Below are 20,708 nucleotides of genomic sequence, written 5' to 3' on the forward strand. Positions count from 1 at the left end.
GCCGAGATCGATACCAATCAGTGCGATAGTGTTCATGATGATGGCCTCTTAAAAAAATAAATCACACGCTGTCAATATATCGCTAACAGGGTGAGGGCGACCATCTCATTAGTGTGGGGCACTTGAGTTATTTAGCGGTAAAATGGACAACTCAACAGGACTATTACCCATTATCGGCCCATGAATACTTATACGTTAAAGTGGCTTCTTTAGCTGCTTTGCCACATAAATGCCCCACAGTTTTTTATGCTCTCCTGTCACGCCGTGCGGCCCGAAAATAAAAATTCGTCCGTCGGTAAAATGCAGCTGCGGGCATCGCCCATGACTGACCCACATTGCCTCGCCGGTGTCGGTGTAGATACTCATCGCGTCAATAACTGTTTGTTTTTCCTGCTCAGATATTACAGGCCTGTCCCGACAGTCTGACAGGGGCTGCGTGATGGCCGTCGGCGGCAGCCGGATGATATTGTTTTCGCTCATAGCATTACTTCCTGATAATTGTCTCTGTCAGCACTTCAGCCCGCGCATCGGAAAGTCATATTGATTCGGTAGTCACCCAGTAAAGGATGCGTTCCTTTTTTCAGAGGACGGACACTGTGATAACGCAGCCGGGACGATCCGCCCCAGACCACCACGTCGCCGTGTTCAAGCTGCCAGGGTGTTACGGGTGCTTTACGTGTCAGGCCACCAAACTCAAAGGTCGCCGGCAGCCCCAGCGAAAAGGAAACGATGGGTTGGCTAAAATCCAGTTCATCCTTGTCCTGATGCAATGACAATTTAGCACCCGGTACGTAGCGGTTAATCAGACAGGCATCCGGTTTGAACCCGGCAAACCCCGACGCCCCGGCCGCCGCTTCTGCCAGGCGGAGAAAGCGGGGTGACATTGCCGGCCAGGGCCGCCCGCTGAGCGGATCGCATGTGTCATACCGGTACCCCTGCCTGTCCGTGACCCAGCCCCGCGGCCCACAATTGGTCATTGATACCGACATACTGTACCCCCCCGGAGTGACCATATGCCGGAAGGGCGCTTCACGGCTAAGATCAGATACTTCCGCCAGGATCTCCCGGTCTTCCCCGAGCAGAAAGCCTTTCAGTAAAAAGGCCTCATCGGCGAGCGGGATCCGCGAAAACCCGGACGTTATCAATGTATTCATGCCATCCTCACGATTGTGCATCATGGAAAATAATGCCGGCAGTATAGCGTTCGCCGCGATGCAGGCGGCTGACGCCGTGACGCATCGCCGCGCGGGCATATCCGCGGGCCCCTCTGACCGGACGCTGATTGACAGCGAACGCGATGGCGTCACCCTGACGCAGGGGAACGACTTCCGCACGGGAAGCCATCTGACTGCGCTGCTCTGTCAGCAGAAATTCACCACCTTCAAAATCCCGCCCGGGCTCGGACAGCAGAATCACCACCTGAAGAGGAAAGACATGCTCGCCGTACAAATCCTGATGCAGACAGCAATGATCGCCTTCACCGTAGGCCAGCAGCAATGGCGTAGCCTTTTGCTGCCCGGCGTCGCGGCAACGCGTCAGAAAATCCGCATGCTCTGAGGGATAACGAATGGTAATGCCCAGTTTTTCATGCCAGTTATTGGCAATGCCGGCGAGTCCTGGATACAGCAACGTGCGCAGTGTCTGCGTCAGCGTCGGCAGCGGATAGTGAAAATACTGATATTCTCCACGCCCAAAACCATGTCGCCCCATGACCACTCGTTTGCGAAACAGCTGCCGCTGCCGGTAAAGTGCCGCCATGGCGTCACACTCATCCGGCGTCAGAAGCCCAAGAAATACAGCGCTTCCCTGCGCGCTCAGCTCGCGACTGATTAGCGTCCAGTCGATGGCATCGCATCGCGCCTGAATTTCACCAGCGTCGGACAGGCGTTGGTCTGCATTCATGCCCTGGCCTCCTGATCCAGCAACTGACGTTTGCGCTCAATGCCCCACCGGTAGCCAGACAGTGAACCGTCTTTTCTTACCACCCGGTGGCACGGTACGGCGACCGCCAGTACGTTTGCGGCGCAGGCACCCGCCACTGCCCGCACGGCCTCCGCGTCGCCGAGTGCCGTTGCTATCTGCTGATAGGTCCGGATTTCACCTGTCGGGATCGCGATCAGTGCCTGCCAGACGCGCTGCTGAAAATCCGTTCCGCGGATATCGAGATCAAACGTCACGCCGGTTTCCGGGGTGTCGATAAAGGTCACAACCTTCTCCATAAGGGACTGCATGGTATGCTGCTGATCGGTGAGTCGTGCACGGGGATAGGCCGTACGCAATTCATTCATTAACGCCTCGCCGTCATCTCCCAGAAAGATGGCGCAGATGCCTTTTTCACTGGAAGCGACCAGAATATTTCCCAGAGTGCACAACCCCATTGCGTACTGAATGTTTTCTGAATAAGTATTCATCGAAATTATCTCCTGTTTAGCTGAGCGTCATTGTGCAGAAAGAAATAAAAGCAAACACTCCGCGCCTTGCTTTCTAATTCGGATGTCCAAATAGCTCGAATTTCAGTCGCTGACGATGGCGCTGATTATGAGAATCGCGCAAAATATAAACACTCTGCATGTTGCTATTTGATTTAGGGTTTCTTTTATTACGCGGGATGATCCGGATTTATGGAAATGAAAAGCAAATTACCGGAGGAAATGTTACTCCCGGTCGCGTTAGCCTCGCGTCCCGACATCCAGGCCGGCAAGAGAACCCCATGATTTTTGATACGCGTCAAGCAATGTATGACCACGCCTCCCGCTGGCTTGCTGACCAGCCAGGCTGGGCCCGGTTGATCGCCGATATTGGCCCCTGCCGGCATGAAGCTAAACCTGAACGAGAGCCGTATGAAGCCCTCATTCGTGCCGTTGCATATCAGCAACTCACGGCAAAAGCCGGCGATGCGATTCTTCACCGACTACGGACGGCTTACGAGGCCGGTGTGGACGCTTTTCCTCTGCCACAGCAACTCGCGGAGGCTAATCCGGACGTGCTCCGGGCCTGCGGTTTTTCAGCACGGAAGGCTGACACGCTGAAGGCCATTGCGAACGGAACGATAACCGGACTGGTTCCTTCCCGCGAACAGGCCGTGAAGATGAGCGACGATGAACTGATTGTCCGTCTGACGTCGCTGAAAGGGATCGGGCGCTGGACGGTGGAAATGTTGCTAATCTATACGCTTGAGCGCATCGATATCATGCCCCTGGATGATTTCGGAATTGTGGAAGGCCTGCATTATCTGCATTCGCCGATCGCCACGCTGAGTAAACGTGAACTTAAAACCCTCAGTGAGAACTGCGCACCCTACCGCACTATTGCTGCCTGGTATCTGTGGCGCATTCCTCAGCTTGAGGATTATAAGGCGTTCAGAATCCGCAGAACTGCCGCTGACCGGGCCAAAAGTGATATTGCCTAGCCGGCCCTGTTTCATGAAATCATGACTGACCAGCGGAATGCTGTCAGACAGAGAGGATGCAGAAAAGTGGTGGCGTTTACATCCTGCTTTTTGGTTATGCATGATATCTGTTCAGTAAAGCAAAACGACTCATTTATTACTTAGTTGAAATAACGCACCGCGGGTGAAAATGAGTCCGGGATGAGTCATCAGCGCCCGCGCCGGCGCAATTGCTGTTGCTTCTTCCGGGAAAGATAATCGCTGATAAGTACTCCGTCCAGATGATCGATTTCGTGCATTAAGGTTCTTGCCAGCCAGCCATCGGCTTCCCCTTCGATATCCTTTCCTGTGATGTCCTGTGCCCGCCATGCAATCCACGTGGGGCGGGTCACCGGACACCAGACGCCCCCCAGTGACAGGCAACCCTCCCGTTCGGTCGATTTCATACTGCTGAGGCTGACAATACGGGGATTCACCAGCGTAATGCAACCATCATGCCCATCACCCTGCAGGGCAATGAGCACGCGCAACGACACACCCAGCTGCGGTGCAGCAAGGCCAATGCCGTCATGATGATAAAGGGTGTCGCGGAGATCAATGGCCAGCTGGCTCAGGCGCTCATCAAATACTTCAACCCGGCGAGCCCGCTTTCGAAGCATCTCGTCAGGGTATTGCCTTACAGTTTTTATCGTCATGAACTCCCCCCTGAATAAGGCAGGGAGTGTAGAGAAAGGCTGTAAATATTCACCCCGCTTCTTGCTTTTTCAGCAAGGGAAATTACATAGCAAGAAGCAGAGTGCTGCATGCTGCAGTTGCGTCACAATGACGTAACGAACCTCAACAGGAAGCATGATGATGACAATATTTTATTCCACGGGCACCAGCTCTCTGGGGGATTTTTTCTTTGCCGTTTCGGAAAACGGGCTCGTGATGTTCGAACCGGGCGTTTCGTTATCAACCGGAGAAGTGCGTTTAAAGGACCGCTATCCAGGAGCCGATCTCATTCGTGACGACGACCGCTTACAATACCTTTCCGGTCAGCTCGGGAACGTCATAGATACGCCCTCGACAGCCGCAGACATACCGGTTGTTCTTTCCGGAAGCCCCTTTGAACATCGTGTCTGGACCCTGCTTCAGACTATCCCGGCGGGTAAACGTGTGAGCTATGGCGAACTGGCGGAAAAGATTGGCGAGCCAGGAGAGGCACAGAAGGTGGCAAAGGCCTGCGCGGCCAATACCATAGCCATTCTGATCCCCTGTCATCGCGTTGTAAAAAAAGACGGCACGCTCTCAGGATACCGGTGGGGGTACTGGCGTAAGAAAGCGCTGCTTGAACGGGAGCTTGCTTATCAGCACGCACAAGATTTCACTCTTGAAGAGTAACTGATGCAGGAGTCCGAATATGAACTTTGAAAAATGCAGAGACATTGATGTGCAGGACATGTTGGTGGCAATGAGAAGCGGCGAGAGTCGTGCCGCATTTGAGCTCCTTCATCCGGGTTTCCGTGTCTCCTGGTTCATTGCTGCAGTCCGTCGCTTGCATCAGGCTGACCGTTCGTCGCTTGATTTTCCGGCCGAACTTCGTATTTCCGGGGGTGAAAAGGGGGGGAGCTGCTGCGTTGACGAATTAATCACCCGCTTCAGCCTGACACCTTTTTTTATCACTCAACCTGAACATCCGTGGGGGGTAGAGCCTGCGGCCTTCGACTTTACGCGTGGCATTGTTAAGGCGGAAGAAATGAAGCAATGGCGAGCCAGATACAGAAAGTGCTCGCAACTTCAGCAGATAATGATTGCAACGCTGATATAGTTATATCAGGAGAAGACGAAGGATACCGTCTGGCTGCGCAGGGTATCCTGTACCTGGACGCTGTCTGCTGCTGCTGAAGTGCTGTCGGGGAAAAATGCGCTTGGCCTGTGGCTAACACTCATTATCCGTGGCCCGTGCATGCAGACTCACAGAGTGTAATCAGGACCAGTGAGGAAAATGAAGAGGAAAAGCAGTCGGTGAATCTTTATGAAAACGTGGTCATTGGCAATTTTCTGTACGGAATGGGTGTTTCGGTGGGCGTCCGGCCTCCTTCAACCTGCTCCTGCAGACGCCATAAGACAAAGCGCTGGGCGACGTCCTACTCTCTTTTCCCAAAATGCTGCGGCTGATCTTATTCAAAAGTGCGACTAACCGGTCCGGTAAAGAGGAGACCCGCTTCCGAGAACTCTCGTTCGCACTGGGGTGCCGTGAGGGGCTGAGAGGGGTGTCTCAGCGGATCCACTGGTACGTCTAAATCACACTGGACGTGCATGCGGGCGAGAAAACTTATTTTTCAGACTATATCAGCACCCGGCTCTCTGATCATTGAGGGCACCAGAACAGCACCATGACTGAAGAACATAGTATTTTTCCCCAGCCCATTGAGCAGAACGGCCTGCCCCATGACAAACATGGCCCCCAGGTAATGGCCCAGGCAGCCAGCATAAACTGCAGATATTTATTACGCGACTGAATCATTTTATCCCCTGTTAATTTTTAAACATAACCGGCTTGACACACAGGCCAGTTTTCAGACCTAATTTAAATTATCCAGAAAATGATTACCGCTTTTTTTAATGGAGAAAGTGAAATGAAATTAAACACGAATATTGCTCTTATTCTGACCGCATCCGTAATCAGTTGCAGTGCCTTTGCTCAGAGCGTATCCGCGCCGAAAACAGATTCTTTGCTGAGCAGCATTCTGGGTGAGCAGGTACAGACAAACCAACATCTTGTACAACTGCTGGCAAAGGATCAGAATGCCGGACTTACACTGACCCCGGAACAAAAGAAAACCTCCTGCTTGTATGAAAGCCATTACTACAGCAGTGGCGCCCGACTTACCGTCGGAACAGAAACACTCCGCTGCACGCTGAGTGGCGAAATCCCGACATGGGAAAATGCGAATGAGGGCAACATTGTATCTGTCGAAGGCAAATAAAATCCCACTGACAGCCCCTCAATTATCCGCACCAAAATGATTTAAAAAAATCTCCTTTTGATGGTATATTTTTTACTCGAAATAGAAATCATTAGGAGATTGTTATGGTTGATGCCCCGCCCTCAATCCCGCTGCCAACCTGTATGGTTGAAGCAGCACATATTTATCACATTCCTCTCCGTGGATTCCTCGCCTTGTGGCTAACTGAAGGCGGAAAACCGGGAATGAAAAATAAAAACAAAAACGGCACTTACGATTACGGCTCATTCCAGATAAACACCATCTGGGCGAATAAGCTGGCGTCCGATTTTGGAGTGAGAGCGGAGCAGCTTCAGCATGACTTTTGCGCCTCTGCAATGGCCAGTGCCTACATCCTCAAATACAACATCATTCTCGAAGGGGGGGATTTCTGGCAGGGTGTCGGACGCTATCACACCGGGAAATGCGGCCGAGCGCCGGGACATGCTGCTGTCGGCGGCGCGGTATAATCACCAAGTTTCGCTGTGGGACTTTATCAGCGTGATGAACGACACGGCCAGCGTGCTCTTTCCCCTGTTCATTTTAATCATCGGGCTGTTCGTCTGGGTTATCTCGCGCAATCCTTACTACCGTCTGACCCGTAAACTGACCATCCGGAACCTGCCCTGGGTGATGGTAAAAAACTATCCGGGGATCGCCCATATCCTCGCCCGGTTTGGCCACCTCGATCAGCTGCTGCTGAATGAAGAACCGGAAGAAGCACGCAGCGCGCAGTCACCCGTTGAGTTTGCCCAGGAACATAACCTGATTGATACCGCTAAACGCCGCCTCCGTAAAAAAGCCGCACATAAAGTCTTCCTGTCACAGGTAAACCTGGCTCCGGAAGGGGCGGCACTTTCCCTGGCGCCCTGGGAAAAAGCGCTCGCAGCCTCGTTTGTACATCTGCGGTTTATGGGCGACCGGCCAACGGCCAAATCCATTCTCGACGATCTCAACCGTTCCTGCCTGCGGACTAAAGACGGCTTCCCTGATTATTCGCTGGCCGCCGGGCTCTGGACCGTCGCCAGCCAGTGCGAAGCGTTCAGAGAGTTTGCTAAGGGGCGCCGCAGCTCCCGTTCGCTACTCTACGCGCTGTTCGATGATGACCTGCAGCTGCCATCCGCGAATTTCCGGTGGCTGAAAGGCGTGGACCGCACGTTATGGTATGCACTTTCAAGCGCCGGCCGCGGCAAGTTCTTCATTGAGGGCGGTGGCGTTATTGCCTGGAGTCAGTGCGAAAGTTACCGACTGACGCTCGATGAAGAAAAGGCGGCGAAATTCCCGCCGACCGTGCGGGCGGCCGTGCTGGGTCTTGAGCTGGATCTGCTCCATTACCGCCATGTTGACCGCCGCGACCCCGCTATTCCGGTCGCTCACCGGCAGGAAGACGTTATACCGCCATTTGCATTTGAATCTGACGCTGAAGCGGAAGACGAGCTGGATACGCCGCCTGCAGCTCCGCGCGATAACCCGAACAACAGTCTGCGACTGACAGACGATGAACCCGTCCCGATCACCTGGAACTCTAAGCGAGGAAGTATGAAACTCACCGTAAAAACCGATCGCAACACACTGTATCTTTCCGCTGACGGAAGCTACCAGGAACAAGCCATGCACTCCTTCCCCCTGTCAGCCTGTCATTTCGGACTTGGCCACGATGCCGGCAGCGGCCACATCCTGACGCACAATACGTTTTCTGGTGAAGCGGTGCAGCTGTTCCGCTTTGAAAACGAATATGGCTATTTTTGCCCATCCCCCGATAGGGTTCAAAGTTGATGAGGAAAAAAAGTACTCAGTTAGCGCTCAGATTTTAAGACTCTTTTGCCGTGTTCCCTGAGTGCCCCATCTGGCCCTACATACTTATAGAGAGCCTGTCTGCTAATCCCAAGCTCTTCACATAATTCAGATACGCTACAATCTCTACTCTTCATGGAAGCCTGTGCCAGGCGAACCTGAGATTTTGTGAGTTTAAAAGAACGCCCGCCTTCACGTCCTCTTGCTCTGGCTGCTGCCAGTCCTGCTTTTGTTCGTTCACTGATCAACTCCCGTTCAAATTCGGCCAGCGCGGCAAAAATCCCAAAGACCAATTTGCCACTGGCTGTCGTCGTATCAATTTCTGCACCTTGCCCGGTCAATACCTTAAATCCGATTTTTCGATCCGCAAGATCATGGATAGTATTCACCAGGTGTTTTAAGCTTCGGCCAAGCCTGTCAAGCTTCCATACCATTAATACATCGCCAGGCCTGAGGGCTTTCAAACAGGCATCCAATCCAGGACGTTTGTCTGACTTCCCTGATATTTCATCCTGATAAATGTTTTCTTTATTAACACCGGCAGCAAGTAAAGCATCCAGTTGAAGATCCTGCACCTGACTTCCATCAGATTTGGAGACACGGGTATACCCAATTCGCATGAACGACCTATTTTAATTGTTTAAGTTTTTCAATGGATTTGTTTTCTATCAGGATCTTCATTTGACTGACCGCAACGCGATTCAGCTTTTGAAACCTGTCGTTTGCAGAGAGGCCTTGCTCGATAAGTTCAGCATTAAAGCTTTCTAAATTAGATAACACGACAAGCTGTTCCAGTGTGGCATAGTCCCGTATATTGCCTTTTAGTTCCGGGTTCTCTTTACGCCAGTCGCTGGCTGTCTTGCCAAACAAAGCCAGATTCAATATATCGGCCTCATTAGCGTAAGCAAAGTTTCTTGCTTTTGGGTTAAGCTCCAGGGCGGGAATAATGTTCGTTTTTATTGACTCTGTATGAATATGATAGTTGACCTTGGCCAGAGTGCGCGAAACATTCCATTCCAGATTTTTCTGTTCATTTTCTGCTTGTTTGAGCCGTTGGAATTCTTTTAATAGATAGAGCTTAAACTCCGCGCTGATCCAGGAAGCAAACTCAAAAGCAATATCCCGATGTGCATAAGTTCCGCCATATCTGCCCGCTTTCGAGATGATCCCGATTGCATTGGTGGTTGTGATCCAACGTTTTGGCGTGAGAGAGAAACTGTTTGCGCCCGCTTCATGTTTAAATCCATCGAATTCGATGGAATTAAAATCGGGATTATGGAGCTGTTCCCACAAACCGATAAACTCAATGGTACTGCGGTTTCTCATCCAGTTTTGCAGAATGTAATCACCGCGGTCGCCATCTTTGTACTTAGCGATGTCAGATAGCGATATATAGTCATCTTGTTTGTCGGAAAAGACAGAGACTTTTATACCCCGAACATCAATTTTTTGCGCCATAAACCTTTTTTCTCGCTTTTGGTGTGTCAGTTAAACGAAGGTTTAAATGACAGCCTTGTTTTAGCCTAAATACGGATGGAAAGATGTAATATAAACTGTATATAAATCTATGTCTATTAAAGGTGGTAAGGAAAAGATAAAGTGACATACTCAATGTCACCCTGCCATATTAAGAATTAAAAAATGAATACCAATAAAAAGCGCCTGACTATACTGACTCAACCTGAAATTCAGGACTATTTTGGCCTGCCTCGATTTACTTTGGAGGAACGAGAATACTATTTCACCTTATCCGATACGGAGCATCAGATAATACCGCAAGGTTGGTCTGTTAACTCCAGGGTGAACTTTATTCTTATGCTTGGGTATTTTAAATCCAGGAAAATATTCTTTACCTACACGCTGGAAGATGTCATCACGGATATCTCTTATAGGAGAGCGTAAAAAAGTGCGGGGCATTTATGTAGCAAAGCAGCTAAAGAAGCCACTTTAACGTATAAGTATTCATGGGCCGATAATGGGTAATAGTCCGGTTGAGTTGCCCACTTTACCGCTAAATAACTCAAGTGCCCCAGACTTTTTTATGCTCTCACAAAAAAACGGCATGATACCCGGACACTGCTTAATACGACAGAACCCATTCAAGGCATCGCAGTCAGCTCGGCTTTTTATTGGAGGTTGCTGCCGGCCTTATTGCTTATACATTCCAGCCTAAAAAACCGAGCTTGAATCTACGGGATAATGAGATCGCTATTTTTAAACGAAGCTGAGGTCTTTAGCAAAAACTTTGATCGTGCCTCAGGCACTTTAGTTCCCTTCCCTTAAGCGAAGCTCAGGTTAATCAAGGTAAACTTAAATCTGATAATGGAGGGTCTGATAGTTTGCTTTTCCGAGAACAAACTGATTTTTTAATCAATCACTTATCTCAACATCTTTTCCATCACACCCATGAAATCGTGGCCTATGTTGCTCAGCTCTGGAATATTACCTTTAGCATTCCCGGCATGAATAAATGGCTGCACCACAATGGCTTCAGCTATAAAATCTATGGTCACCCCCGTTTTTGCAACACAAATTTTGATGTATGGTGGGCTTGCGTAAATCTATTCGGCGTCTGGTGAGCAGTCATGCCCGCGCCACGATGAGTTCCGTGCCTGCCGAACCTTAAAAACCGGTCGGCTTCAGAGAGCCATTTTTTATATCAGGTTCATCAGCAGGCCGATATGCCGTTCATGTCATCAATTATCTGTCGTCGCAAAACCAGATGGTAACTGCTTAACTTACTGAGCTAACGCCGTTTTTCGTTGGCTCTTTTATTTAATGAACACCGTCTGATGTGCCGTAACGGCCCAGGCTATTCGTGCCAGTTTATTCGCCAGCGCGCACGCCACAACGTTCGAGTGATGGCGGGCAAGCTGCCTGTTCACCCACTCTGCCAGACGCCCTGGATTATGCTCCAGCCGCTGCATAAAGACCCTGGCACACTGTACCAGCAGCCGCCTCAGATTTTTATCACCCCGCTTGCTGATGCCCATCAGTGTCGTTTTTCCACCCGTGCTGTACTGGCGGGGAACCCGCCCTGTTGAAGCCGCAAAGTCACGGCTGCTGGCATAGTTTTTACCGTCCCCCAGCCGCATGGCTAACAGACTCGCCGTTACCGGCCCAACGCCAGGAATGGTCAGCAGGCGTTGCGCGGTTTCATCTTCCGCCAGATGCGTTTTCAGTTCCTTATCGACTTCCTCAAGTTCTCCGCTGAGGTAAACATAATGACTGTGGAGTCTGCTCAGAACCCTTGCCAGATAAGGCGGAAAGTCATTTTCTTCCCGCACAGCGGCCAGACGTCGTATCACGGCAATACCGCGCGGCAGACTGACGCCGAACTCCAGCAAAAAAGCGTGCATCTGATTGGTGGTTTTAACGCGTTGCCGTATCAGTGAGTCTCTGACGCGATGGAGGGCGGCCATCGCCTGTTGGTCTTCTGTGCGGGGGGGCACAAAGCGCATGGAGGGCCGGGAAGCTGCCTCGCAGATAGCTTCAGCATCGACAAAATCGTTCTTGTTACTCTTAACAAAAGGACGGACGAACTGCGGAGAAATCAGCTTTGCCTCATGGCCTAAATCAGCGATCCGGCGAGCCATAAAGTGCGCCCCACCGCAGGACTCCATCACTACGGTTGCAGCCTTGCAGGAACCGAGAAAATTAATAAGCTGAGTGCGGGAAAACTTCTTACGCAGCAGGGCGTTACCCTGCCTGTCCTGACAGTGGACATGGAAGGAATGTTTACCGAGATCGATACCAATAAGCGTAACGTTTTGCATGATGGTTCCCTCTAAAATAAAATACCCTGCTAGCGTACCTCTCACAGGGTGGGGGTGACCATCTCATTAACCGACCGGTGTGCCACACAAGTTCAATGCAGAACAGCAACGGGCCTTTATGGAAGCCTACGGGAAACTGAAGCAGGAAGCCGGAGACCATGAGCCCATCCTGTTCATTGATGGCATCCATCCCACGCAGGGGACGAAACTTGCTTATGGCTGGATGCGCAAAGGCCAGAAAACCGCAGTGAAAACCACGGGAAGTCGTACCCGTCTGAACCTGATGGGTGCCCTGAATCTGGCCGATATCAGTAAAACAGGGGTACGCGAATATGACCGTATCGACAGTTATCACATCGCCGAGTTCTTCATTGCCCTGCGTGAAACCTATCCGGTCAGTCAGAAGGTTCATATTATCCTTGACGGAGCCGGTTACCACCGGAGTGGGCTGGTGAAAGGCTGTGGAAGGTGATGAATGAACAGGTCAGGAATAACCATTATTTCGCCTCGACGGCCTTGTTCAGGCAGGCAATACATCGCTTTTTTACGGAAATATTACCGGAACTTGCCGGGAACCTGTCGTACCGTATTAATGACAACTTCCAGGTTCTGAATCCTGCATCTTCAAGTTAAGCGTGTATATAATAGGAATATAACTTTAAATCATGCCAGAATAAATTAAGTGGTTATTTAAAACTTAACGATAGAGATTACGTTATTTGATATTAAATTGTGATAATATTTCTACAAAAGGAATCCCGTAATTCTATTTAACAAAATCGTTAACGTTTACTCGTAATTGCGACACACTCGTCCCCCTATATATCACTCTATTTGAATTGATTTTTAGACGATCAAGTTACCGAAAGCACTCTCTATGATAAATAGAATTTCCATCGCAGCCTAATAGTTCAAAAAGACCATCAAATGCAATCAGTTATTTAAGGTGATTAACATCACACTCTCTGTTAATTTTAGTTTTAAAACCGAATAATAAATGTAACATATTCTTGTTTTTTCGGTTATTAACATTATTATTTTTCAAAGAGAATGATAAATGGATTATCAGAATTTATTTCAATTAACCACACAAGAAAAACATAACCTATTTTTAGCATTAAATAAAATTGATTACGATTCTACCGGGAGTGATTCATATATTCACGCAGTAAGATCTGCAATGATGTCTTTTCTACCTATAAGGATAATATCAGCTCTAAATAAACAGAGGGCATCTATAAATCCCAGACCATACATAATCTTAAAGAATGTTCCAATAGATTGTGAAATATTCTTTTCTCCATCACCAAACCAATATACCCCATCAGCAAAATCAGGAAATATTAGTGAAAATCTTTTAACAGGTATAGCGTCACTCATCGGTGAACCCTATTCGATGTTTTTTGAAGGTAAAGAACTAATTAATAACCTTATCCCAACTCACGAATCGAAAAATGAATATACGGGTTTAGGGTTTGATGTTGAACTTGACTTTCATATTGAAAATGCAGCTTTAAAACATTTAGAACAATATAATGTTTCACCACTAGGTTTACTGCTAACAGGAATCAGGAATGATCCTAATGGACCTCTGACACGGATATCCGATTCACGTTTATCCATTGCTCAATTAAAGAAAGAAGATATAGAAACATTAGCCGCCCCCTTATACAGAATTAAATTACCTTACCGCTGGAGACAATCTGCATTGATTGAGAAAGAAGAGACCCATCTTATCCCACTGATATCAGAAAATCATATATTACCTGACATCAGCGCAGTATTTTATCCCGGTATGATAACAGCAAGTACGACTAAAGCTGAAATTGCTCTGGAAAAATTCTACAGTTTAATTAAAGAAAATTCAGTAGGAATACATATTAATTCAGGAGATTTAGTATATATAGACAACAGATTCACTTTGCATTCAAGAAATAAATTCACACCAACATTCGATAATATAGGAACGCCATTACGTTGGTTGCAACGTGTATTTATTTCACCAAACCTTTGGAATCATAGATATTTAAACCAAATCGAAAATAGAATTTTCTCTATTTAGAAGGATCTTCATATGTTAAATGTTTTCTTTTCAATTCTTCCTATATTTCTACTAATTATTCTTGGTTTCTTATCTAAAAGATATATAAAGGATGTGTCTAATTTTTGGAACTTCTCAGATAAATTTGTTTACTATCTATTTTTTCCTGCTTTATTAATTTTAGATATTAGTGAAGCTAATTTTTCTGGAGCTGACAATTTCTACCCAATAGTATCAACTATAAGCTCCACAATAATAATCGCCATTATTATTTTCTCTGGTAGATTTTTCTTTAATACTACACCTGCTCTATTTACCTCTATTTTTCAAGGTGGAGTGAGATATAATTCATATGTTTTTATCGCTCTTTCACAATCACTATTCGGCAGTGAAGGTGTTGCACTATCCGGGTTTTTTGTAGCCTATATGATAATTATCACTAATATTATGAGCGTACTGGTAATGAATCATTATGGTAGTGGAAGTAAAAAAAGTCTCAGTAGCGCTATTCTTGCGTTAGCTAAAAATCCACTTATCATTGGCGCAATCATTGGTGTGTTGCTGAACTTCTTTGACATTCATATTACTGGCTCAATTAAGCAACTTTTTATCTATCTATCCAATGCGGCTACACCATTAAGCTTAATGTCTGTAGGCGCTGGATTGATCATCAGTATGCATATAAAAAAGCTACTTTCGATCTCCTATGCAACAATACTCAAGCTGGTTGTCATGCCACTTATCACTATCTTGATAATTAAATATTTAGGTTCATCAGGCGTGCCTGCGAATATTGCTATTCTATATTCCGCCGTGCCCTGTGCCGGCAATGCTTATATATTAGCCAGGCAAATGGGGGGTGACCATGAGGCAATGGCCTCTATTATCACATGGACTACGTTATTATCCATCATTACTGTAACTTTAATTCTTGGTAGTATGGAATTATAGAAATACATATAAGAATAAAGCTAGATAATATTAAAAACGTATTGCTAAAAAAATGTAATACGTTTTCTCTTACTATACTCTCATAGATATATTCAATAACACCTGCCTATCCTATTAGATTTATTTTATTTTCCGCTCTTTGTCATAAAGAGATCATTTAGGTAACTGTATAAATAACCATTATCCAATGCTATAATTGTGGTTATTTTCAACAAATATAAACGCCAGCCTCTATATGCAACAGAATCATGCTGAACAAGGTTTTATACTGACACGCCACTGGCGGGATACTCCCTCGGGTATTGAGGTGGAATACTGGCTGGTGACAGATCAGGGGCCACGTCATATAAAAATTCTTCACCAACAAGCTGTTGCTTTTATCCCGCAAGCCAATATGCCGCAGGTGGAAAAAATTCTGGCGCAAGAGCGCAACTACTATCTCCGCCCACTTTCATTAAAAGATTTCAATCGCCAGCCTGTTGCCGCGCTTTATTGCCAGCAATATCGCCAATTACAACGGATTGAGAAAGTGCTACAGCAACAGAAAATTCAGGTTTATGAAGTAGATATCCGTCCACCAGATAGGTTTATGATGGAACGTTTTATCACGGCTCCCATCTGGTTCAATCAGGCACCAAATGGCGGCTATCAGATGAAACCCAATCCAGTTTATCGCCCAACATTGACATGGGTATCCTTGGATATTGAAACCAGTCAGCATGGAGAACTTTATTCCATTGGATTAGCAGGATGTGATCAGCAAAAAGTATTTATGCTTGGCCCTGCTAACGGTCATGAGCACCCGGTAAATTTCGATTTGGAATATGTAGCAAGTCGTCCGCAAATGCTGGAGAGACTTAACGAGTGGCTGGAAAAATATGACCCTGATGCCATTATTGGCTGGAACCTGATTCAGTTCGATCTGCGGATTTTACAAAAACATGCTGAACGCTACGGTGTTCCACTGAAATTTGGACGGGCCGGTGGGTTACTGGAGTGGCGGGAGCACGGTTTTAAACCGGGGCACTTTTTCGCTTCCACCGCCGGTCGATTGATTATTGATGGTATTGAAGCACTAAAAACCGCTACCTGGAATTTTCCTTCTTTTAGTCTGGAATATGTCTCGCAAGAACTATTGGGCGAAGGCAAAGCCATTGATACACCCTATCAGCGTATGGATGAGATTGACCGTCGATTCCAGCAAGATAAGCCCGCGCTGGCACAATATAATCTGCAAGACTGTATTCTGGTAAACCGGATTTTCGATAAAACCCACTTGATGGAGTTCCTGTTGGAAAGGGCAACAGTTACTGGTCTCGCCGTAGATCGCAGTGGCGGTTCAGTCACCGCTTTCACCCATCTTTATATGCCAAAAATGCACCGCATCGGTTATGTTGCCCCTAATCCAGGCGGGAGGCCCGAAGATAATAGCCCTGGCGGTTTTGTGATGGATTCTCGCCCCGGTTTGTACGATTCAGTGCTGGTACTGGATTATAAAAGTTTGTATCCCTCGATTATCCGCACTTTTCTTATCGACCCTGTCGGTATGGTGGAAGGTCTGGCACAGCCGGACAGCAAGCATGCGATTCCCGGTTTTCGCAATGCCTTTTTTTCCCGTACTCAGCACTGTCTGCCTGATATCGTGACGCAAATCTGGCATGAACGTGACGCAGCAAAAAAACAACATAACGCCCCATTGTCACAAGCATTGAAGATCATTATGAACGCTTTCTACGGTGTTCTTGGGGCAGAGGGCTGTCGTTTCTTCGACTCGCGCCTGACGTCTTCCATTACTATGCGCGGCCACGAAATTATGCTCCAAACCAGAAAGCTGATTGAATCTCAAAACTATCAAGTTATCTATGGTGATACAGATTCCATCTTTATATGGCTGAAACAGGCACATGAAGAAGAACTGGCTCTTAGCATCGGTAAAGAACTTGCGCAATTCGTTAACCAATGGTGGCAAAAGCACCTGCAAGAACACTTTGGGCTTAAAAGCACCCTTGAGTTGGAATTTGAAACTCACTATCGCCGCTTTCTAATGCCAACCATCCGTGGAGCTGAACAAGGCAGTAAAAAGCGTTATGCCGGTCTGAGTGGTGACCGCATGGTCTATAAAGGTCTGGAAACGGTACGCACTGACTGGACGCCTCTGGCGCAAAATTTCCAGAAGCAACTGTATTCACTGATTTTTCATGAGCAGCCTTATCAGGAGTTTATCCGTGGTTATGTTACCAGTACCCTAAAAGGAAAATTTGATGATAAACTCACCTACCGTAAAAGGTTGGGCCGTAAGTTGTCTGACTATCAGCGCAATATACCACCCCATGTGAAGGCAGCAAGGCTGGCAGATGAATACAATCTGCAACATAACCGGCCCTTGCAGTACCAAAATGGCGGTTGGATAAGCTATGTCATGACACAATCCGGGCCGGAACCACTGGAAAATCTGCATTCACCACCGGACTATGATCATTATATCAACAAGCAACTTCAGCCTATCGCTGATGCTATTTTGCCATTTTTACAGGATGATTTTATAACTTTGCTCACCGGGCAAATAGTAATGCCTTTTGGCTGATTACTATTTGGCTGGTTACTATTTTTTGCAGGTGACGACCGGCTTTGCTTCCATTAACATATCGCCCCTTTAACGAATGATTAGGGGATTTATGAAGCATCTTGCTATCTGCCCATTATCTTCGTTAGATCAAATAAAAGCTGTCGTCCTTCACCTATAAATAACATTTATCTAACAGAAACTGAGTCAAAATTTATGCCATTTACCCTCGGTCAACGCTGGATCAGCGATACAGAAAGCGAACTTGGATTAGGAACCGTTGTTGCATTGGACGCACGAATGGTCACCTTGCTTTTTCCTGCCAGCGGTGAAAACCGCCTTTACGCACGCAATGATTCTCCTATTACCCGCGTTATGTTTAACGCGGGGGATGTTGTCACCAGCCATGAAGGTTGGCAACTCAAAGTGGATGAAGTCCAGCAAGAGAATGGCCTGATTATTTATACAGGTGCACGTCTTGATACTCTGGAAGAAAATGTCAGTCTGCGCGAAGTGTTCCTCGACAGCAAACTCACCTTCAACAAGCCGCAGGATCGCTTGTTTGCCGGTCAGATTGACCGCATGGATCGCTTTGCTTTGCGCTTTCGCGCCCGTAAATATCAAAGTGAACAATTTAAACTGGCTGAAAGTGGTCTGCGGGGTATCCGCGCAAGCTTGATCCCCCATCAGCTTCATATCGCTAATGAAGTAGGCAAGCGCCATGCGCCAAGGGTATTGTTGGCTGATGAAGTCGGCTTGGGTAAAACCATTGAAGCCGGGATGATCATCCACCAGCAACTGTTGGCAGGTCGCGCGGAGCGTGTTCTGGTTATTGTACCAGACAGTCTTCAGCACCAATGGCTGGTAGAGATGCTGCGCCGTTTCAATCTGCGTTTTGCTCTGTTTGATGACAGCCGCTATACCGAAGCTCGACATGACAGCGATAATCCATTTGAAACAGAACAATTGATACTTTGTTCACTGGATTTTGTCCGCCGTAATAAACAACGTTTTGAGCATATGCTTGAAGCCAATTGGGATCTGATGGTGGTGGATGAAGCTCACCACCTGGCCTGGAGTGAAGATGCGCCAAGTCGAGAGTACCAGGTTATTGAAGAATTGGCCGAACAGATCCCGGGTGTATTGCTGCTGACCGCAACACCGGAGCAGTTAGGACAGGAAAGTCATTTTGCCCGCCTGCGCCTGCTTGATCCAAGCCGTTTTCATGATTATCAGGCTTTTATTGACGAACAACAAAACTACCGCCCGGTTGCCGATGCCGTAACTCTGCTGTTATCTGGCGAACAACTTAACAATAATCAATTAAATCTGATGGGTGAGCTGATTAGTGAGCAGGATATTGAGCCTCTGCTGAAAGCAGCCAACAGTCATAGTGATGAAAGTGAAGCCGCACGCAGTGAACTGATTTCCATGCTGATGGATCGCCACGGCACCAGCCGTATTCTGTTCCGTAATACCCGTAATGGCGTGAAAGGCTTTCCTCATCGGGAACTGCATCAGATTAAGTTACCTCTGCCAACCCAATATCAGACAGCCATTAAAGTCTCCGATATTATGGGCGCTAAAAAATCGCTGGAATCACGCGCAAGGGATATGCTTTACCCAGAGCAGATTTATCAGGAGTTTGAAGGCGAAAACGCCACATGGTGGAATTTTGATCCCCGCGTAGAATGGTTACTTGGTTTTCTGACCGCAAACCGCGATGAAAAAGTGCTGGTCATTTGTGCTAAAGCAACCACAGCTCTGCACCTGGAACAGGTACTGCGTGAACGCGAAGGCATTCGCGGCGCCGTTTTCCATGAAGGATTATCATTGGTTGAACGTGACCGCGCCGCAGCCTACTTTGCTTCTGAAGAAGAGGGAGCACAGGTGTTGTTGTGCTCCGAGATTGGCTCAGAAGGCCGTAACTTCCAGTTCGCCAACCAGTTAGTCATGTTCGATTTGCCATTCAACCCGGATTTACTGGAACAACGTATCGGGCGTCTGGATCGTATCGGCCAAAGCCGTGATATCCAAATCAGTGTGCCCTATCTGGAAAATACCGCACAAGCCGTACTGATCCGGTGGTACCACGAAGGTCTGGATGCATTCGAACACACCTGCCCAACAGGCCGTACTATCTACGATAACTATTATGAAACTCTGCTGAACTACCTTGCCAAACCGAATGAACAGGATAAATTTGGTGAGTTTATTGAGCAATGCCGCCAACAACATGAACAGCTTAAATCACAACTGGAGCAAGGCCGCGACCGGCTGCTGGAAATGAACTCCAATGGCGGAGAACATGGCTTACAGTTAGCAGAAAAAATTGCAAAGTATGATAATGATACTGAACTGGTGAATTTCTCTCTCAACTTGTTTGATATCGTTGGTATTAATCAGGAAGATCGCAGCGATAACATGATAGTGCTGACACCCTCCGATCATATGCTGGTTCCGGATTTCCCAGGGCTGCCACAAGATGGCTGTACTATCACATTCGATCGTGAACAAGCGCTGTCCCGTGAGGATGCCCAGTTTATCAGTTGGGAACATCCGATTATCCGTAATGGGTTGGACCTGATCCTTTCCGGTGATACCGGCAGCTGTGCGGTCTCTCTTTTGAAAAATAAAGCATTACCCGTTGGAACCCTGCTGGTAGAGCTGATTTATGTGGTTGAAGCACAAGCGCCAAAACATCTGCAATTGACCCGTTTCCTGCCGCCAACACCATTGCGGATATTGATGGATTTGAAAGGCAACAATCTGGCTGGTCAGGTGGAATTTGAAAGCTTTAACCGCCAGCTCAACGCAGTCAATCGTCATACTGCGAGTAAACTGGTTAATGCGGTACAAAAGGAAGTTCATGCTATTTTACAACAGGCAGAAGGTTTGATAGAAACACAGGCTCAATCATTGATTGAACAAGCGAAACAGGAAGCTGATGAAAAACTCACGGCTGAACTTTCCCGCCTGGAAGCACTGAAGGCAGTCAATCCGAATATTCGCGATGATGAGTTGGAAGCGATTGAATCTAATCGCCAACAGTTACTGCTTAACCTGAATCAGGCAAGCTGGCGTCTGGATGCTATCCGCCTTGTTGTTGTTACACATCAGTAAATATTAGAAATACCCGGAGGTTGGACCGGGATGGGGTGTTCCTCACCAAGCCCCCATTCCTGTGCCTCCCTTGATATTCTGC

19 protein-coding genes and 4 pseudogenes are annotated in these 20,708 nt (G+C 47.6%); 14 read left to right on the forward strand and 9 right to left on the reverse strand.

Annotated elements, in window-relative coordinates:
• Nucleotides 1-195: 195 nt before the first annotated feature.
• Genes ABR397_RS11830 through ABR397_RS11845 form a run of 4 tightly spaced genes read right to left on the reverse strand, consistent with a single transcriptional unit; the run spans nucleotide 196 to nucleotide 2,411 of the window.
• Complete coding sequence (locus tag ABR397_RS11830; RefSeq protein WP_350305915.1) at nucleotides 196-480, reverse strand: hypothetical protein; 285 nt, start codon at nucleotides 478-480, stop codon at nucleotides 196-198.
• Nucleotides 481-515: 35 nt separating this feature from the next.
• Nucleotides 516-1,178 carry a DNA oxidative demethylase AlkB gene (alkB, locus tag ABR397_RS11835; protein WP_350305916.1) on the reverse strand — a complete coding sequence of 221 codons (663 nt, stop codon included), beginning with the start codon at nucleotides 1,176-1,178 and terminating at the stop codon, nucleotides 516-518.
• Nucleotides 1,162-1,902, reverse strand: coding sequence for a 2OG-Fe(II) oxygenase (locus ABR397_RS11840; protein ID WP_350305917.1), 741 nt, complete (start codon nucleotides 1,900-1,902; stop codon nucleotides 1,162-1,164). Before ABR397_RS11840 ends, alkB begins: the two co-directional genes overlap by 17 nt.
• Nucleotides 1,899-2,411, reverse strand: coding sequence for a methylated-DNA--[protein]-cysteine S-methyltransferase (locus ABR397_RS11845; protein WP_350305918.1), 513 nt, complete (start codon nucleotides 2,409-2,411; stop codon nucleotides 1,899-1,901). The genes ABR397_RS11840 and ABR397_RS11845 overlap by 4 nt, the downstream gene beginning before the upstream one ends.
• 299 nt (nucleotides 2,412-2,710) lie before the next feature.
• Between ABR397_RS11845 and ABR397_RS11850 the strand changes: the two genes are divergently transcribed.
• Nucleotides 2,711-3,409: a DNA-3-methyladenine glycosylase family protein gene (locus ABR397_RS11850; protein WP_350305919.1), complete on the forward strand. Its 699-nt coding sequence runs from the start codon at nucleotides 2,711-2,713 to the stop codon at nucleotides 3,407-3,409.
• Between the two features lie 188 nt (nucleotides 3,410-3,597).
• Here ABR397_RS11850 and def read toward each other — a convergent pair whose 3' ends face one another.
• Nucleotides 3,598-4,083, reverse strand: coding sequence for a peptide deformylase (def, locus tag ABR397_RS11855; protein ID WP_350305920.1), 486 nt, complete (start codon nucleotides 4,081-4,083; stop codon nucleotides 3,598-3,600).
• Nucleotides 4,084-4,240: 157 nt separating this feature from the next.
• Between def and ABR397_RS11860 the strand changes: the two genes are divergently transcribed.
• Both ABR397_RS11860 and ABR397_RS11865 read left to right on the forward strand, forming a co-directional pair.
• A complete protein-coding gene (locus ABR397_RS11860) occupies nucleotides 4,241-4,771 on the forward strand; it encodes a methylated-DNA--[protein]-cysteine S-methyltransferase (RefSeq protein WP_350305921.1) in 531 nt (176 codons plus the stop codon).
• Nucleotides 4,772-4,790: 19 nt separating this feature from the next.
• Nucleotides 4,791-5,198: a hypothetical protein gene (locus ABR397_RS11865; RefSeq protein ID WP_350305922.1), complete on the forward strand. Its 408-nt coding sequence runs from the start codon at nucleotides 4,791-4,793 to the stop codon at nucleotides 5,196-5,198.
• A 553-nt stretch (nucleotides 5,199-5,751) separates the two neighbouring features.
• Here the strand turns inward: ABR397_RS11865 and ABR397_RS11870 are convergent.
• A pseudogene (locus ABR397_RS11870) lies at nucleotides 5,752-5,897 on the reverse strand (CPBP family intramembrane glutamic endopeptidase); the annotation flags it as partial.
• A gap of 112 nt (nucleotides 5,898-6,009) precedes the next feature.
• Between ABR397_RS11870 and ABR397_RS11875 the strand changes: the two are divergent.
• The 3 genes from ABR397_RS11875 to ABR397_RS11885 all read left to right on the forward strand — a co-directional run bounded on the left by ABR397_RS11875 (nucleotide 6,010) and on the right by ABR397_RS11885 (nucleotide 8,154).
• Nucleotides 6,010-6,360, forward strand: coding sequence for a DUF1496 domain-containing protein (locus ABR397_RS11875; protein ID WP_350305923.1), 351 nt, complete (start codon nucleotides 6,010-6,012; stop codon nucleotides 6,358-6,360).
• A 104-nt stretch (nucleotides 6,361-6,464) separates the two neighbouring features.
• Nucleotides 6,465-6,848: a lytic transglycosylase domain-containing protein gene (locus ABR397_RS11880; protein WP_350305924.1), complete on the forward strand. Its 384-nt coding sequence runs from the start codon at nucleotides 6,465-6,467 to the stop codon at nucleotides 6,846-6,848.
• A complete protein-coding gene (locus ABR397_RS11885) occupies nucleotides 6,823-8,154 on the forward strand; it encodes a secretion/conjugation apparatus DotM-related subunit (protein ID WP_350305925.1) in 1,332 nt (443 codons plus the stop codon). The genes ABR397_RS11880 and ABR397_RS11885 overlap by 26 nt, the downstream gene beginning before the upstream one ends.
• Before the next feature lie 20 nt (nucleotides 8,155-8,174).
• On the opposite strand, the gene ABR397_RS11890 is transcribed toward ABR397_RS11885, so the two are convergent.
• Both ABR397_RS11890 and ABR397_RS11895 read right to left on the reverse strand, forming a co-directional pair.
• Nucleotides 8,175-8,792: a recombinase family protein gene (locus ABR397_RS11890; protein ID WP_323839596.1), complete on the reverse strand. Its 618-nt coding sequence runs from the start codon at nucleotides 8,790-8,792 to the stop codon at nucleotides 8,175-8,177.
• 7 nt (nucleotides 8,793-8,799) lie between these two features.
• Complete coding sequence (locus ABR397_RS11895) at nucleotides 8,800-9,630, reverse strand: KilA-N domain-containing protein (protein WP_023043658.1); 831 nt, start codon at nucleotides 9,628-9,630, stop codon at nucleotides 8,800-8,802.
• 183 nt (nucleotides 9,631-9,813) lie between these two features.
• On the opposite strand from ABR397_RS11895, the gene ABR397_RS11900 reads away from it, so the two are divergent.
• The 3 genes and pseudogenes from ABR397_RS11900 to ABR397_RS11910 form a co-directional block, all read left to right on the forward strand.
• Nucleotides 9,814-10,074 (forward strand): DUF4158 domain-containing protein, encoded by a 261-nt coding sequence (locus ABR397_RS11900; RefSeq protein WP_350305926.1) that lies wholly within the window; start codon nucleotides 9,814-9,816, stop codon nucleotides 10,072-10,074.
• A gap of 194 nt (nucleotides 10,075-10,268) precedes the next feature.
• Nucleotides 10,269-10,400: pseudogene (locus ABR397_RS11905) on the forward strand (IS982 family transposase); the annotation flags it as partial.
• A gap of 66 nt (nucleotides 10,401-10,466) precedes the next feature.
• A pseudogene (locus tag ABR397_RS11910) lies at nucleotides 10,467-10,673 on the forward strand (helix-turn-helix domain-containing protein); the annotation flags it as partial.
• A gap of 270 nt (nucleotides 10,674-10,943) precedes the next feature.
• On the opposite strand, the gene ABR397_RS11915 reads toward ABR397_RS11910, so the two are convergent.
• Entirely contained in the window at nucleotides 10,944-11,948 is a 1,005-nt protein-coding gene (locus ABR397_RS11915) for an IS110 family RNA-guided transposase (RefSeq protein ID WP_350305972.1), read from the reverse strand.
• Between the two features lie 70 nt (nucleotides 11,949-12,018).
• On the opposite strand from ABR397_RS11915, the pseudogene ABR397_RS11920 reads away from it, so the two are divergent.
• The 5 genes and pseudogenes from ABR397_RS11920 to rapA form a co-directional block, all read left to right on the forward strand.
• Nucleotides 12,019-12,581, forward strand: a pseudogene (locus tag ABR397_RS11920) (transposase); the annotation flags it as partial.
• A 424-nt stretch (nucleotides 12,582-13,005) separates the two neighbouring features.
• Nucleotides 13,006-14,010, forward strand: coding sequence for a TauD/TfdA family dioxygenase (locus ABR397_RS11925; protein ID WP_350305927.1), 1,005 nt, complete (start codon nucleotides 13,006-13,008; stop codon nucleotides 14,008-14,010).
• 12 nt (nucleotides 14,011-14,022) lie between these two features.
• Nucleotides 14,023-14,940 carry an AEC family transporter gene (locus ABR397_RS11930; RefSeq protein WP_350305928.1) on the forward strand — a complete coding sequence of 306 codons (918 nt, stop codon included), beginning with the start codon at nucleotides 14,023-14,025 and terminating at the stop codon, nucleotides 14,938-14,940.
• A 235-nt stretch (nucleotides 14,941-15,175) separates the two neighbouring features.
• A complete protein-coding gene (locus ABR397_RS11935) occupies nucleotides 15,176-17,524 on the forward strand; it encodes a DNA polymerase II (RefSeq protein ID WP_350305929.1) in 2,349 nt (782 codons plus the stop codon).
• A 195-nt stretch (nucleotides 17,525-17,719) separates the two neighbouring features.
• On the forward strand, nucleotides 17,720-20,626 hold the full coding sequence (gene rapA, locus ABR397_RS11940; RefSeq protein ID WP_350305930.1) for an RNA polymerase-associated protein RapA: 2,907 nt from the start codon (nucleotides 17,720-17,722) through the stop codon (nucleotides 20,624-20,626).
• Nucleotides 20,627-20,708: the final 82 nt, after the last annotated feature.

Source organism: Photorhabdus viridis (genome assembly GCF_040256935.1).
GTDB classification, from domain to species: domain Bacteria; phylum Pseudomonadota; class Gammaproteobacteria; order Enterobacterales; family Enterobacteriaceae; genus Photorhabdus; species Photorhabdus viridis.

What these genes read in the sequence shown, in the direction of transcription:
- ABR397_RS11830 (WP_350305915.1), bottom strand. Translation starts at nt 480, where the DNA reads ATGAGCGAAAACAATATCATCCGGCTGCCGCCGACGGCCATCACGCAG.
- alkB (WP_350305916.1), bottom strand. Translation starts at nt 1,178, where the DNA reads ATGATGCACAATCGTGAGGATGGCATGAATACATTGATAACGTCCGGG.
- ABR397_RS11840 (WP_350305917.1), bottom strand. Translation starts at nt 1,902, where the DNA reads ATGAATGCAGACCAACGCCTGTCCGACGCTGGTGAAATTCAGGCGCGA.
- ABR397_RS11845 (WP_350305918.1), bottom strand. Translation starts at nt 2,411, where the DNA reads ATGAATACTTATTCAGAAAACATTCAGTACGCAATGGGGTTGTGCACT.
- ABR397_RS11850 (WP_350305919.1), top strand. Translation starts at nt 2,711, where the DNA reads ATGATTTTTGATACGCGTCAAGCAATGTATGACCACGCCTCCCGCTGG.
- def (WP_350305920.1), bottom strand. Translation starts at nt 4,083, where the DNA reads ATGACGATAAAAACTGTAAGGCAATACCCTGACGAGATGCTTCGAAAG.
- ABR397_RS11860 (WP_350305921.1), top strand. Translation starts at nt 4,241, where the DNA reads ATGATGACAATATTTTATTCCACGGGCACCAGCTCTCTGGGGGATTTT.
- ABR397_RS11865 (WP_350305922.1), top strand. Translation starts at nt 4,791, where the DNA reads ATGAACTTTGAAAAATGCAGAGACATTGATGTGCAGGACATGTTGGTG.
- ABR397_RS11875 (WP_350305923.1), top strand. Translation starts at nt 6,010, where the DNA reads ATGAAATTAAACACGAATATTGCTCTTATTCTGACCGCATCCGTAATC.
- ABR397_RS11880 (WP_350305924.1), top strand. Translation starts at nt 6,465, where the DNA reads ATGGTTGATGCCCCGCCCTCAATCCCGCTGCCAACCTGTATGGTTGAA.
- ABR397_RS11885 (WP_350305925.1), top strand. Translation starts at nt 6,823, where the DNA reads ATGCTGCTGTCGGCGGCGCGGTATAATCACCAAGTTTCGCTGTGGGAC.
- ABR397_RS11890 (WP_323839596.1), bottom strand. Translation starts at nt 8,792, where the DNA reads ATGCGAATTGGGTATACCCGTGTCTCCAAATCTGATGGAAGTCAGGTG.
- ABR397_RS11895 (WP_023043658.1), bottom strand. Translation starts at nt 9,630, where the DNA reads ATGGCGCAAAAAATTGATGTTCGGGGTATAAAAGTCTCTGTCTTTTCC.
- ABR397_RS11900 (WP_350305926.1), top strand. Translation starts at nt 9,814, where the DNA reads ATGAATACCAATAAAAAGCGCCTGACTATACTGACTCAACCTGAAATT.
- ABR397_RS11915 (WP_350305972.1), bottom strand. Translation starts at nt 11,948, where the DNA reads ATGCAAAACGTTACGCTTATTGGTATCGATCTCGGTAAACATTCCTTC.
- ABR397_RS11925 (WP_350305927.1), top strand. Translation starts at nt 13,006, where the DNA reads ATGGATTATCAGAATTTATTTCAATTAACCACACAAGAAAAACATAAC.
- ABR397_RS11930 (WP_350305928.1), top strand. Translation starts at nt 14,023, where the DNA reads ATGTTAAATGTTTTCTTTTCAATTCTTCCTATATTTCTACTAATTATT.
- ABR397_RS11935 (WP_350305929.1), top strand. Translation starts at nt 15,176, where the DNA reads ATGCAACAGAATCATGCTGAACAAGGTTTTATACTGACACGCCACTGG.
- rapA (WP_350305930.1), top strand. Translation starts at nt 17,720, where the DNA reads ATGCCATTTACCCTCGGTCAACGCTGGATCAGCGATACAGAAAGCGAA.